Origin of the sequence: Halobacillus litoralis (assembly GCF_009856445.1) — a bacterium.
Lineage (GTDB): Bacteria > Bacillota > Bacilli > Bacillales > Halobacillaceae > Halobacillus > Halobacillus litoralis.
In genome coordinates, this window is record NZ_WMFA01000003.1 from 34,000 (window position 1) to 47,266 (window position 13,267).

The 13,267-nt window shown below is 47.1% G+C and carries 11 protein-coding genes and 3 riboswitches; of the genes, 10 read left to right on the plus strand and 1 reads right to left on the minus strand.

The window, feature by feature from the left end; genetic code table 11:
• Window positions 1–432: 432 nt before the first annotated feature.
• From GLW00_RS10660 to GLW00_RS10680, 5 genes are all read left to right on the plus strand, one after another.
• A complete protein-coding gene (locus GLW00_RS10660) occupies window positions 433–1,398 on the plus strand; it encodes an AAA family ATPase (RefSeq protein ID WP_160913884.1) in 966 nt (321 codons plus the stop codon).
• Window positions 1,395–2,660 carry a DUF58 domain-containing protein gene (locus tag GLW00_RS10665; RefSeq protein ID WP_160913886.1) on the plus strand — a complete coding sequence of 422 codons (1,266 nt, stop codon included), beginning with the start codon at window positions 1,395–1,397 and terminating at the stop codon, window positions 2,658–2,660. Before GLW00_RS10660 ends, GLW00_RS10665 begins: the two co-directional genes overlap by 4 nt.
• Window positions 2,660–4,855, plus strand: a complete 2,196-nt coding sequence (locus tag GLW00_RS10670; RefSeq protein WP_160913888.1) for a transglutaminase TgpA family protein — start codon at window positions 2,660–2,662, stop codon at window positions 4,853–4,855. The genes GLW00_RS10665 and GLW00_RS10670 overlap by 1 nt, the downstream gene beginning before the upstream one ends.
• A gap of 34 nt (window positions 4,856–4,889) precedes the next feature.
• A riboswitch (purine riboswitch) is annotated at window positions 4,890–4,991 on the plus strand.
• 110 nt (window positions 4,992–5,101) lie between these two features.
• Window positions 5,102–6,640: a glutamine-hydrolyzing GMP synthase gene (guaA, locus tag GLW00_RS10675; RefSeq protein ID WP_160913890.1), complete on the plus strand. Its 1,539-nt coding sequence runs from the start codon at window positions 5,102–5,104 to the stop codon at window positions 6,638–6,640.
• A gap of 79 nt (window positions 6,641–6,719) precedes the next feature.
• Window positions 6,720–6,822, plus strand: a riboswitch (purine riboswitch).
• Window positions 6,823–7,092: 270 nt separating this feature from the next.
• Entirely contained in the window at window positions 7,093–8,427 is a 1,335-nt protein-coding gene (locus GLW00_RS10680; RefSeq protein WP_160913891.1) for an NCS2 family permease, read from the plus strand.
• 293 nt (window positions 8,428–8,720) lie between these two features.
• Here the strand turns inward: GLW00_RS10680 and GLW00_RS10685 are convergent, their stop codons facing one another.
• Window positions 8,721–9,146 (minus strand): Hsp20/alpha crystallin family protein, encoded by a 426-nt coding sequence (locus GLW00_RS10685; protein ID WP_160913893.1) that lies wholly within the window; start codon window positions 9,144–9,146, stop codon window positions 8,721–8,723.
• A 143-nt stretch (window positions 9,147–9,289) separates the two neighbouring features.
• Between GLW00_RS10685 and GLW00_RS10690 the strand changes: the two genes are divergently transcribed.
• From GLW00_RS10690 to purB, 5 genes are all read left to right on the plus strand, one after another.
• The gene (locus GLW00_RS10690) at window positions 9,290–9,859 is read left to right on the plus strand and encodes a DUF2179 domain-containing protein (protein ID WP_160913895.1); all 570 of its coding nucleotides are present in this window, start codon (window positions 9,290–9,292) and stop codon (window positions 9,857–9,859) included.
• On the plus strand, window positions 9,828–10,028 hold the full coding sequence (locus GLW00_RS10695) for an NETI motif-containing protein (protein ID WP_160913896.1): 201 nt from the start codon (window positions 9,828–9,830) through the stop codon (window positions 10,026–10,028). Before GLW00_RS10690 ends, GLW00_RS10695 begins: the two co-directional genes overlap by 32 nt.
• Window positions 10,029–10,109: 81 nt before the next feature.
• Window positions 10,110–10,210: riboswitch (purine riboswitch) on the plus strand.
• A gap of 107 nt (window positions 10,211–10,317) precedes the next feature.
• Window positions 10,318–10,809 carry a 5-(carboxyamino)imidazole ribonucleotide mutase gene (gene purE / locus GLW00_RS10700; RefSeq protein ID WP_160913898.1) on the plus strand — a complete coding sequence of 164 codons (492 nt, stop codon included), beginning with the start codon at window positions 10,318–10,320 and terminating at the stop codon, window positions 10,807–10,809.
• The gene (gene purK, locus GLW00_RS10705) at window positions 10,799–11,926 is read left to right on the plus strand and encodes a 5-(carboxyamino)imidazole ribonucleotide synthase (protein ID WP_160913900.1); all 1,128 of its coding nucleotides are present in this window, start codon (window positions 10,799–10,801) and stop codon (window positions 11,924–11,926) included. Before purE ends, purK begins: the two co-directional genes overlap by 11 nt.
• A 10-nt stretch (window positions 11,927–11,936) precedes the next feature.
• Window positions 11,937–13,229, plus strand: a complete 1,293-nt coding sequence (purB, locus tag GLW00_RS10710) for an adenylosuccinate lyase (RefSeq protein WP_160913902.1) — start codon at window positions 11,937–11,939, stop codon at window positions 13,227–13,229.
• The last annotated feature ends 38 nt before the right edge of the window (window positions 13,230–13,267 follow it).

Sequence of the window (13,267 nt, forward strand, 5' to 3'; positions counted from 1 at the left end):
TGGTACCGGTGAAGAGGGATGCAGTGCCAGGCACCACATCTGCTTTTAAAGGTGTCAGGCTTTCTGTTCATATTTTCACAAACTCAAACATATTAAAAGCCCCAGCTCAACGCTGGGGCCCCGCCACCTATACCTATACAAACTTTCGTCTCTTTGAATTCTTTTATCTTTAATTAAGATGGCTCAAATTCAAGATACCATAAATAGTCATGGAAGTTAACCATTTTTTTGAAAAAAGAAAGGGGATGATCAGTAATCTTATTCTTCTCCTATCGACAAATTTTTTTATGAAGGATAAACCCTGTATTGACGCCATTTCCTTTAATATCCAATGGACATCAACCTTTGTTCAACCCCCTGCAATATAGTATAGTTAAAAGGAGCTTGATTTTTCAGAAAAAATAGTATCTTAGGGAGAAAGGGGTACACCAAATGACTCAGCAGACATTTTTGTATCAACCGAAAATATCGGAAGTACTTAAAAATATGAGGAAGGTCATGATCGGGAAGGAAGAAGCCGCGATGTTGAGCCTTGTCGCCTTACTTGCGAAAGGGCACGTCCTTTTGGAGGATGTTCCAGGTGTCGGGAAAACGATGCTTGTGAAAACGCTGGCTAAATCTCTGGATTGTGACTTTAAACGTATCCAGTTCACGCCGGATTTGCTTCCTTCTGATGTGACGGGTGTATCGATATATAATCCGAAGAGTTTGGAGTTTGAATTCAGGCCTGGGCCGATCCTTGGCAATATCGTTTTGGCGGATGAGATCAACCGGACATCCCCGAAGACGCAGTCCGCTCTTTTGGAAGGAATGGAAGAAACGAGTATTACGGTGGATGGGAATACCGTTCCTCTCAGTGACCCGTTTTTTGTCATGGCGACTCAAAACCCGATTGAGTATGAAGGGACTTATCCATTACCGGAAGCTCAGCTTGACCGCTTCCTGATAAAGATGAAGATGGGTTATCCTTCTGCAAAGCAGGAAATGGAGATGCTCTCAAGAACTTCGAACGGCCACCCAATCGAAGATATTTCCGCTGTGTTGACAAGGGAAGAGCTTGTTGAATTGCAAAAAGAAGTATTGGAAGTCTATGTCGATCGTACGGTCAACCGTTACATTATCGACCTTGTGACAGGAACCCGGGCCCATGACGGCGTTTATCTCGGGGTCAGCCCGCGTGGGTCGATCGCCTTAATGAAAGCAGCCAAGGCTTATGCGTTCATTCATGACCGCGATTATGTGGTACCTGATGATGTTCAATTCATGGCTCCTTTTGTCCTTTCTCACCGTATGATTCTTACATCAGAAGCGAGGTTTGAAGGACAGACAGCGGAGTCGATTATTGACAGCCTGCTATCCTCCACGTCCATTCCAGTGAAGAGGAACATCAGTGAATGAGGCGGAAACTTGGAATCATCGCTAGAAGCCTTGTCGTAGCGATCCTTTTTGTCATCCTCTTTTCCTACGCCATGTTTCAGGGCGGGTTTGTCAGTTGGTTCCTTTTTTATGCATTTCTGCCATTCCTCCTTTACATGGCCGCCGTCCTCATTTATCCGGTCGATAATTGGAAGATCGAACGGAACCTGTCTAAACGAATGGCGATGGGGAGTGAAACCATCGATGTTGAAGTGAAGTTAAAAAGGAAAGTTCCTTTCCCCATCTATTACTGCATCATCGAAGAACACTTGCCGGATTCCTTGAATAAAGTGGACGAACACTTAGATAAATACAAGGATATGGGTAAAGTGGACCGCTTTTATAACCCCCGTAAAGTGAAAAAGGTTATTTTTCCTTGGTTCAGCAAGACCATTACGTACCGGTACCAACTGAATAAAGTCCCTCGTGGAGACCATAAGCTGAAGGCACTTAGAATCAAAACCGGTGACTTTTTCGGCTTTGTAAAAAAAGAACACGTTTATCATAAGGAAAGCAAACTGCTTGTCTTTCCTTATGTTCGTCCTGTGAAAATGAAAGACCGTGTCTACAGCTTTGAACAGGGTGCAAGTCCTTCTTTCAAGATAAATGAAAAGAACACGAACATGGTCACCGGTGTCCGTGAATACATGCCTGGGGACCGCTTTGCCTGGGTGGACTGGAAAACCACGGCGAAGAAGAATGAAATGATGACGAAAGAATTTGAACAGGAAAAAAGTGTCGACATGATGCTTATCCTGAATGGCGTCTATCATCCGGAGATGAGTGAATTGAGCTTTGAAGGAGCGGTGGAATTCACGGCTTCCTTGATGAAGGAGTTCCATAAAAACTCCTCTCCACTCTCATTCATGTCCCTCGGTGACGGTCGTCAATACTTTCCTTTCCATCAGGACTACGCACATCAGCAGCAGATGCAGGGGCATTTGGCTAGAATCCGACCTGTCGGACGCATTCCTTTTGCGCAGCAGCTGGAGCGTGAAAAGTCATTGATCCCAAGTGGTGTGATGCTCATGCTTGTAAGTCATCACTTGGATAAGGAAATCCAGGTTGCCATTAGCAAACTGGCAAAAAGAAGCAAGCGTGTCGTCTTTTTCTATGTGCGTCCTCATGGACAAATGTCGTTCCAGGACCATCAAGCTGTGAAGCAGATGAAAAGTCAGGGCGTCGTTGTCAACCTATTGAATGAGGAACAGCTGACGAAACAACAATTCGAGGTGAACACATGATGGAAGAGCGACAATCGTTCATCTATAAACTGATTCTCTATATTACTGGCTTTCTATTGTTCTGTGAATGGATGAGGCCGATGGAGCAGATCTCGGAAACCAATGATGTGCGTGTATTCTTCATCTACGCGACGTTCTGCTTTTTTGTCTCCTTTTTACAAGTGCCGTGGTATCTATCCATCCCTTTGAAAGGGCTTGGACTTGCGTTCATCATTGATGGACTTTATATTGCGGAACGCATTTTTTCACGGGACTGGTTTACTGTCTTATATGAACAGGTGCTTTTCAACATCCAGATGATTCAATCACAGGAATGGTGGCAGATGACGCCGCTCTTCCGGAGTCTGCTGTTTTTGATCCTTCTCTGGTTGATGAGCTATTTGCTTTATTATTGGTTCGTCGTAGCCCGCCGGATGTTCTTTTTCGTCTTATTGACACTCATCTATGTCACAGTCGTCGATACCTTTACGGCCTTCGATGGTAAATGGTCGATTGTAAGAACATTCATCCTGGGAATGGTTGCGCTCGGATTATCCAGCTTTGCCAAAGTGATGGACCAAGAGTCGATTTCCTTTAAAGGACTGCAAAATGCTAAAATGTGGGCCATTCCGCTTCTTGCGATCATTTTGTTTTCCTCGGCGGCTGCATACGCCTCACCAAAACTTGATCCGCAGTGGCCGGACCCTGTCCCTTATATAGAAAGTGCTGCAGGCGGAGCTGGCCCGGGAGGAAGTGGCGGCGGAACCGTCCAAAAAGTCGGTTATGGAGAAGACGACAGCCGTCTTGGTGGTTCTTTCATTCAAGATGACACCCCTGTGTTCCGGGCGACGGCGGATGGTGAACGTTATTGGCGCATCGAGTCCAAGGATACGTACACAGGAAAAGGGTGGGAAGATACGCTGGAAGAGCCAGTGACCAATATGGACCCGCAAAACATCAGCTACGAATTGTTTACGGACAATGTAGAAGTGGAAGAGCAGACGGTCATGATTGAAATGTCCCGGCAGGCTTCTTTTCAAAAGTTGGTCTATCCCTATGGCCTGTCCTCACTCGTGCGGTTCCCGAACGACTATGAACTCCTTGTCCACGAGAACACGGGGGAGATGGATACCGTGAAAGGGGATTCACCGGCGAAGGTGAATGAATTCATCGCCAATTATGAGTATCCTTCCTTTGCGTACGATCAACTGCGGGAAGCGGGAGATGACGATCCCCAGGAAATCCGTGATCGTTACCTTCAGCTTCCGGATGGTTTGCCGAATCGAGTGAGAAACCTGGCTGGTCAAATCGTTGAGGCTGAAGATAATCGATATGATCGTGCGAAAGCGATCGAGTCTTACTTTTCTTCCAATGGCTTTGAGTACTCGACGACGGATGTTCCGGTACCTGGTGAAAATGAAGACTATGTCGCTCAGTTCTTGTTTGAGTCCCAACTCGGATATTGCGATAACTTCTCCACATCCATGGTCGTCATGCTTCGTTCTGAAGGGATTCCAGCCCGCTGGGTGAAAGGCTTCACCGGTGGAGAACGCATCGATACGCGTGAAACCGACCTTAGTGATGGAGTGCAAAATGTCTATCAGGTGACAAGTGGCAACGCGCACTCCTGGGTAGAAGTTTATTTCCCTGAGATCGGCTGGGTACCTTTTGAGCCGACCAAAGGATTTACGAACAACACGGACTTCTATACAGATGTAGAAACAGAAGAAGGAGAAGACCCAGCTGGTGCTCCGGATAGTGAAACACCGGAAGATCAAATGGGGAACCCGCAGCAAATGGAAGAGGAAGAAAGTTCGGATGCTGCAGGTGCCACGGGGGCATCCGGCCAAAGTTACACATGGTTATGGGTGCTGTTAAGCGCAATCCTTGTGGCAGCGATCATTCTTTACTTTACAAGGTACCGTTGGATGACTGCGCTGCTCATTCGTAAGTACCGGAAAAACAAAGATGAAGAAACGTACGAAAAAGCCTATCATTATTTATTAAAAGTGCTTGATCATAAAGGGTTCAAGCGGAAGCCTGAACAAACCCTGCGTGAGTTTGCGCTTTCGGTCGATCGGCATTATCAGTCGAATGACATGAGGCGGTTGACCAATCATTATGAGCGTGTCATCTACCGGAATGAAGCTCAAAGTGCCCATTGGCCTAAAGTCACTGAATTATGGGAAAATTTAATCAAAAAGACATTGTCTTGATTCCTTTTCATGCGGTTGATAGAATGAATGAAAATTATCAGATGCATTCTTCCTTCGTATATCCTCGGGAATATGGCCCGAGAGTCTCTACCGGGGCACCGTAAACGCCCTGACTATGAAGGTGGGAATCACGTGACATGTATGTACATGGATGGATTTCTGCCTTCGTCGTCGTGGATTGAGGCGGGGGATCCATCCATTTTTTTATGAAAAAAATAATAGTCTATAGATCAAGGAGTGGAACAGATGGAACAAGTACAAGGCATGATTCTCGTGCTGGACTTCGGGAGCCAGTATAACCAATTGATTACACGTAGAATCCGTGAATTCGGAGTGTATAGTGAGCTTCACTCTCACAAAATGAGCATCGAAGAGATTAAAGCGATGAACCCAAGTGGGATTATCCTCTCCGGTGGACCGAACAGCGTCTATGGGGAAGAAAGCTTCCGTTGTGACGAACAGATTTTTGAACTTGGTATTCCAGTCCTTGGAATCTGCTATGGCATGCAATTGATGACCCATCATTTCGGTGGGAAAGTCGAACGTGCGAAAGAGCGTGAATATGGAAAAGCGGACATCAATGTGGCCAAAGAACCGGTGATTTTTGCTAAAACACCGAGAGAACAAACGGTTTGGATGAGCCACAGCGATAAAGTCATCGAAGCTCCGGAGGGTTTCCAGGTCGATGCCACGAGCCCGTCCTGCCCAGTAGCCGCTATCAGTAATGATGAAGCCCGCATGTATGGGGTTCAGTTCCACCCGGAAGTCCGTCATTCCGAATATGGAAATGACATCCTGCGCAGCTTTGTCTTCGACGTTTGTGAAGCGAAGGATGACTGGACAATGGAACATGTGGTGGAAATGGAAGTGGAAAAAATCCGTGAAAAAGTCGGCGACCGTAAAGTGTTGTGCGCCTTAAGTGGTGGCGTGGATTCTTCTGTTGTCGCTGCTTTGATTCACCGTGCCATCGGCGATCAACTCACGTGTATTTTCGTCGATCACGGACTTCTTCGTAAAAATGAAGCGGATGAAGTTATGCGTACCCTTGGTGACGGCTTTAACATGAACATCATCAAAATAGATGCCAAAGACCGTTTCATGAGCAAGCTTGCAGGTGTATCCGACCCTGAGAAGAAACGAAAAATCATCGGCAATGAGTTCATATATGTTTTCGATGATGAAGCTGAAAAATTGAAAGAAATTGATTTCCTCGCACAGGGAACGCTGTACACGGATATTATCGAAAGTGGTACAGAAACCGCGCAGACGATCAAATCCCACCACAATGTCGGCGGTCTTCCTGAGGACATGCAGTTCGAATTGATCGAGCCGCTGAACACGTTGTTCAAGGATGAAGTGCGTGCGCTTGGAACAGAGCTTGGTGTTCCTGAACATATCGTTTGGCGCCAGCCATTCCCAGGTCCCGGCCTCGCGATCCGCGTTCTTGGGGAAGTGACAGAAGAGAAGCTTGAAATCGTCCGCGAATCAGACCATGTCCTTCGTGATGAAATTAAAAAAGCAGGACTTGACCGTGACATCTGGCAATACTTCACCGTGCTTCCTGACATCCGTTCCGTTGGGGTCATGGGTGATGAGCGTACGTACGATTACACCATCGGAATTCGTGCGGTTACGTCCATTGATGGAATGACATCGGATTGGGCACGTATCCCATGGGATGTCCTTGAGAAGATCTCCACTCGAATCGTTAACGAAGTCGACCACATCAACCGCGTCGTTTACGATGTGACAAGTAAGCCACCTGCAACGATTGAATGGGAATAATCGAACATTATTTTATATTTGTGATTTAATGTTCGGATTTAGGGTTGACTAATGATGTCGAACCTTGTAAGATAGAGACAAATGAATAAAGCAACACCGTCGTATAATTTTGGGGATAAGGCCCATGAGTTTCTACCAGACTACCGTAAATCGGTCTGACTACGTTGGTGAATAGACGATGAGGGAGACCTTTGTAGGTTCTACCTTTCGTCCGTTTCCTTCGTATAGATGTAGACACTCTTGGAGCTTCCGAGAGTGTCTTTTTTATTTTCTTGTGCTTCCGTTTGATGCCTTACGTTTAGTGCCAGGCACCAGAGAGAGGCAGTTTGGTGCCAGGCACCGGAGAGAGACAGTTTAGTGCCAGGCACCAAAAAAAGAAGGTGAAGGGTCAGGGACAAAAATAAAGAGAGTGACTGATCCTAGAGAATGAGGGAAAAGGGGAGGAAATGGTTATGAGTAAGTTTTTTAAGTTTGAAAAGTTTGGGACGACGTATCGCAGAGAGTTTATGGCAGGTTTAACGACCTTCCTCGCGATGGCGTACATTTTGTTCGTCAACCCATCTACTCTTGCACTTGATGGAATTGAGCAGCTTCCGGAAGGTGTAACGAGGATTGACAAAGGAGCCGTATTCACAGCGACGGCGATCGCAGCGGCTGTCGGTACACTGATTATGGGATTGTTCGCCAAGTATCCGATCGCTCTTGCGCCGGGTATGGGCTTGAATGCATTTTTCGCTTACACCGTCGTTTTAGGTTTCGGGATTCCTTGGGAAACAGCGCTCGCAGGCGTTTTGGCTTCAGGACTTATTTTTATTGTATTAACCGTGACAGGCCTGCGGACGATGATCATCGATGCGATTCCAGCAAACCTAAAGCTCGCGGTCGGTGCCGGAATCGGCTTGTTTATCGCATTCATTGGATTTCAGAACTCAGGAATTGTCCAGAACAGTGATGCGACATTAGTTCAGCTTGGCGATTTGACGGCAGGCCCGACTCTTCTTTCCATCTTCGGGATCATCGTAAGTATCATGCTGATGGCTATGGGGTTAAAAGGCGGTATTTTTTACGGTATGGTCCTGACGTCTATTGCAGGTATCGTGACAGGTTTAATTGCGCCGCCGGCAGGGTTTGGAGATATTGTGAGCACAGCTCCGAGCGTTGCGCCGACCTTCGGTGCTGCCTTTACGCATTTTGGTGAAATTTTCACGATTGAAATGCTGGTCGTTATTTTAACATTCCTATTCGTCGACTTTTTCGACACAGCAGGAACGCTTGTAGCGGTAGCGACACAGGCAGGTTTTATGAAAGATAATAAATTGCCACGTGCCAACCGTGCGTTATTTGCGGATTCAGCAGCAACCGTCGTTGGTGCCGCTGTCGGTACTTCTACGACAACCTCTTACATTGAGTCCACAGCTGGTGTCGGCGCTGGTGGACGTACAGGTTTCACATCTGTTGTTACAGCCGGATTCTTCATTCTGGCTCTGTTCTTCTCGCCACTACTATCTGTGGTTACTGCGGAAGTGACAGCGCCTGCCTTGATCATCGTTGGTGTGCTTATGGCCTCAACTCTGAAAAATATCGATTGGGATCAGTTTGAAATCGCGGTTCCTGCCTTCTTTACGATTGCTGCAATGCCGATGACCTACAGCATTGCAACGGGTATTGCCATCGGGTTCATCTTCTATCCGATTACGATGATGTTGAAGGGGCGCGGCAAAGAGATTCATCCGATTATGTACTTCCTGTTTGTGATTTTTGTGCTGTACTTTGTCTTCCTGGCGTAAAGATACTGATAAATGGTCTGAAGTCACTGATAAACTAGTGAAACTGACCGAAAAATGGTGGAAAGCCATCGATAAAGTGGCTAATGTCACCGATATGATGGAGTTGCTAATATAATAGTAAAACTCGCTAATATATGGCTGAAAGTTGCTAATATATTCGATGAACCTGCTAATATAATGGCAAAATCCGCTAATAAAAGCTTCAAAGATGCTCATATAGCCTGGTAGCGGCTAGATTCATCCAGGCAAAAAAGAAACCGGCGCGCCGTTCGTACGGCTGCCGGTTTTATTCATCATTCATCCTCCAAATGACGGATGGTGATCGGACGCTGTTTCGTTGAATCTGAAATGTAGCGGTGGAGCTGAATGACGAGCAGGCCATGCTTATACGTCGCTTCCACTTTGTCATGCCGAACGGGGAAGGGAAGATCAATGCTTCTTTCAAAAGCACCGTCAGCGATTTCAGCTTTGATCTGATGGCCGCCGCGGTTGTTGATTTCAATTTTCCCACTTAAGGTCAATGTTGAATGGTCGACCAGGACGTCAACATTTTTCGGGTGATTCATGCCCGGGATGTTGACGAAGCAAAGCAGTTCATTGTCGTATTGATACATGTTGATGGCGGGAACGGAGGGCTTCATCATACCGTCGAAGTCTCCCCAGAAATCCTGCCCGAAGAAGCGGTCGAGGTTGGTCTTCCAATCTTTGAATTGATTCATGTCATCATCCTCCAAAAAATGTCATAGATTGCGTCACAAATCTGTTGTGCACGTCTCTTCTCATGGTTTATAGTGTATGCAAAGAACATTGTCTGGGTGAATGTCACGGTTTGGGCACACCTCGGCCTAGGAGGCTCTCTAATATGCTTGAAAACCCATTATTGCTGATCGGGATCATTTTAGCTGTCAACATTGTTTATGTTTCGTTCTTTACCCTCCGGATGATTTTTACACTGAAGGGACAGCGGTATTTTGCTGCGTTCATCAGCATGTTCGAAATCGTGACGTACATTTTCGGGCTGGGCCTTGTCCTCGATCGTCTGGACCAAATTGAAAATGTCATTGCCTATGCCGTCGGGTATGGTCTTGGTGTTATCGTCGGGATGAAGATTGAAGAGAAGCTCGCTCTCGGGTATATTACAGTTAATGTGATATCTTCAAACCCAGATATCGAATTCACCCGCAGACTTCGTGAAAAAGGATATGGTGTGACAAGCTGGTATGCGTATGGAATGGAAGGCGACCGTCTGGCCATGCAGATCCTGACGCCCCGGAAGTATGAACTGTCTTTGTATGAAACGATCCGGGACATCGATCCGAAAGCCTTTATTGTGGCGTATGAACCGAAGCAGATTCATGGTGGATTCTGGGTGAAATCCGTCAAGAGAGGAAAGATTCGTGATGCCCAAAAAGAACAGCAAGAAGCGCTTTGAAGTTAGCGAAAATGAAACGATCGGTCAATGCCTCGACCGCATGAAAAAAGAAGGTTACACTCCGGTCCGTCGTGCGGAAGAGCCCGTTTTTCGTGAAGAAACCCGTGACGGGGAAATAGTGATGGAACCTGTAGGGAAAACGATCGTATTTCATGCAGTAAAGGAATAAAACCGAACAATTTATTGTTAAGTTTTCATCAATGTTCGACATTTGCGTTGACATCTGTGAACAGAACTTGATATGATGAAGGCAGAATTGCATAGACGACCTCATATATGACGGGGATATGGCCCGTACGTCTCTACCTGGGAACCGTAAATTTCCGGACTATGAGGGGAGTTTAAGCTGTGAAGAAGCTTTCTCAGACCGGACACACGTGTGCCTGTTTGACTCCTCTCATTTTTTTGAGGGGCGTCGAGCAGGCTTTTTTAATGCTACGAAAGAGAAGAGGGATTCGATGGCAAATGTAGGCGTGATTATGGGCAGCATTTCAGATTGGGAGACAATGAAAGAAGCGTGCAGCGTTTTGGATGAACTTTCGATCGATTATGAAAAAGAAATCATCTCCGCACATCGTACACCTGAAGATATGTTCACATACGCGGAAACGGCCCTGGAAAAAGGGTTGAAAGTGATTATTGCAGGAGCAGGGGGCGCGGCTCACCTGCCTGGGATGGTCGCTTCCAAAACCACACTACCGGTCATCGGCGTTCCGGTAGAATCGAAAGCTTTGCAAGGGCTGGATTCTCTTTTATCCATCGTGCAAATGCCAGGGGGCGTTCCTGTCGCTACCGTTGCGATCGGAAAGGCAGGCGCGAAAAATGCGGGTCTCCTGGCAGCAGAAATGATCGGGGCTTTCGACCAGGAAGTTGCTTCAAAACTATCAGACTATCGTCGGCAGATGGTTGATAAAGTCGACGGAATGAGGAGGGACCTTCGTGAAACCTGATGTGATAAGACCAGGAAGGACCATCGGGATTTTAGGAGGCGGCCAGCTCGGTCGCATGATGGCGGTCGCGGCAAGGCATATGGGCTATAAAATCGCTGTTCTTGATCCTGCAGAAGACTGCCCTTGTTCCTCGATTGCTGAAAAACATATTGTAGCTCCATATGATGACATAGAAGCAGCAGAGCGATTGAGTACCGTCAGCGACGTGATCACCTACGAATTTGAAAACGTCGATCTCGATGTGGCGCGGCTTTTTGAAGAAAAAGGGAAGCTGCCTCAAGGAGCTTTTGCGCTTGAAGTAACCCAGAACAGGGCTAAAGAGAAAGAAATCGCGGTCGAAGCAGGACTCTCTGTTCCCGAGTACCGCATTGTGAACACTTTTGAAGAGGTGGAAGAAGCGCTTACCATCACCGGCTATCCGGCTGTCATCAAGACGGTGAGCGGAGGCTATGATGGCAAGGGGCAGCAGAGAATCGAAGATGAAACGCAACTTGAAGATGTCCGTTCTTTTATGAAAGAAGGCGGCACTTACATTGTAGAGCAGTGGCTTGAATTCGATCTGGAAATTTCTCAAGTGTTTACAAGAGGGATGGATGGGCGTATCATCCCGTTCCCGATTGCGGAAAATATCCATAAGAACCACATTTTGCATGAATCTAGGGTTCCGGCAACCATTTCTGGGAAAGTGGAAGAGCGCGTCCGTGAAGCTGTCGAGGTTTTGGCGGAACGAATCGGAGTGGTCGGTACATTCGCTGTGGAAATGTTTGTGAAGGGTGATGACATTTTCATCAACGAAATGGCACCGCGTCCTCACAACTCCGGCCATTATACGATTGAAGCGTGCAGCGTATCGCAATTCGAACAGCACGTCCGTGCGATCTGCGGCCTTCCACTGTTACCGGTCCATTCGTTGGGGGCCGCGGTGATGGTGAATGTGCTCGGCAAACATCGAGGCATTTTGCTGGATCGTCTGGAATACTATCACAGCTTTCATATTCACGATTATGGAAAAGGGGAAGCTCGTCAGACCCGTAAAATGGGACACCTTACATTTATCGGCGAAACTTTAGAAGAGATCGACAAAATCATCACAGAAAATCAGATCCATTTATGGTAGGAGGAAGACAATGATAGAACGTTATACACGCCCGGAAATGGGTGCGATTTGGACAGAAGAGAATAGATACCAGGCATGGCTTGAGGTTGAACTTTTAGCGTGTGAAGCGTGGAGTGAACTTGGGGTCATACCGAAAGAAGACATGAAGAAGCTGCGCGAAGGTGCTTCCTTCTCCATCGATCGTATTCATGAAATTGAAGCAGAAACCCGTCACGACGTTGTAGCTTTCACGCGTGCCGTTTCTGAAACGGTCGGAGAAGAAAGGAAGTGGGTCCACTATGGACTGACTTCAACAGACGTGGTAGACACGGCGCTTTCCTATCAATTGAAACAGGCGAATGAAATCATTCGCAGAGATCTTGTCAACTTCATCGAGATCCTTGGTGAAAAGGCGAAGGAACACAAACATACGGTCATGATGGGGCGTACCCATGGGGTTCATGCTGAGCCGACGACGTTCGGTTTGAAGCTTGCGCTTTATTATGAAGAGATGAAGCGGAATCTGGAGCGTTTGGATCTTGCCATGGACCACATCCAGTTCGGAAAGCTTTCCGGTGCGGTTGGGACCTATGCCAACATTGATCCGTTTGTTGAAGAGTACGTGTGTGAAAAGCTTGGCCTGAAGCCAGCACCTGTATCGACGCAGACGCTGCAGCGGGACCGTCACGCTCATTATGTATCCACGCTTGCTTTGGTTGCCACTTCCATTGAGAAAATTGCTGTGGAAATCCGCGGATTGCAAAAAACGGAAACAAGAGAAGTGGAAGAATTCTTCGCGAAGGGTCAAAAAGGATCTTCCGCGATGCCGCATAAACGGAATCCCATCGGTTCTGAAAATATGACCGGAATGGCACGCGTGCTGCGCGGTAACATGCTGACGGCCTTTGAGAACGTACCGCTTTGGCATGAACGTGACATTTCTCACTCTTCTGCAGAGCGCATCATTCTGCCTGACGCAACGATTGCTTTGAATTACATGTTGAACCGTTTCGGCAACATCGTGAAGAACTTGACGGTCTTCCCTGAACGGATGCAGGAAAATATGGAGAAAACATACGGACTGATCTTCTCCCAGCGTGTATTGCTGACGCTCATCGATGAAGGTCTCGTGCGCGAAGAAGCTTACGACCTCGTCCAGCCGAAAGCCATGGAGGCATGGGAACGTGGCATCCCGTTCCGTGAACTGATTGAAGCAGACGACAAGATTACATCCACCCTGTCCAAAGAACAGCTGGATGCCTGCTTCGACTACAAGCACCACCTGAAACAAGTCGACCGCATCTTCGACCGCATCGGACTATAAGACGAAAGCGGAAAGATCACCGTGAGATGAAGGTTAGA

What these genes read in the sequence shown, in the direction of transcription:
- GLW00_RS10660 (WP_160913884.1), top strand. Translation starts at nt 433, where the DNA reads ATGACTCAGCAGACATTTTTGTATCAACCGAAAATATCGGAAGTACTT.
- GLW00_RS10665 (WP_160913886.1), top strand. Translation starts at nt 1,395, where the DNA reads ATGAGGCGGAAACTTGGAATCATCGCTAGAAGCCTTGTCGTAGCGATC.
- GLW00_RS10670 (WP_160913888.1), top strand. Translation starts at nt 2,660, where the DNA reads ATGGAAGAGCGACAATCGTTCATCTATAAACTGATTCTCTATATTACT.
- guaA (WP_160913890.1), top strand. Translation starts at nt 5,102, where the DNA reads ATGGAACAAGTACAAGGCATGATTCTCGTGCTGGACTTCGGGAGCCAG.
- GLW00_RS10680 (WP_160913891.1), top strand. Translation starts at nt 7,093, where the DNA reads ATGAGTAAGTTTTTTAAGTTTGAAAAGTTTGGGACGACGTATCGCAGA.
- GLW00_RS10685 (WP_160913893.1), bottom strand. Translation starts at nt 9,146, where the DNA reads ATGAATCAATTCAAAGATTGGAAGACCAACCTCGACCGCTTCTTCGGG.
- GLW00_RS10690 (WP_160913895.1), top strand. Translation starts at nt 9,290, where the DNA reads ATGCTTGAAAACCCATTATTGCTGATCGGGATCATTTTAGCTGTCAAC.
- GLW00_RS10695 (WP_160913896.1), top strand. Translation starts at nt 9,828, where the DNA reads ATGCCCAAAAAGAACAGCAAGAAGCGCTTTGAAGTTAGCGAAAATGAA.
- purE (WP_160913898.1), top strand. Translation starts at nt 10,318, where the DNA reads ATGGCAAATGTAGGCGTGATTATGGGCAGCATTTCAGATTGGGAGACA.
- purB (WP_160913902.1), top strand. Translation starts at nt 11,937, where the DNA reads ATGATAGAACGTTATACACGCCCGGAAATGGGTGCGATTTGGACAGAA.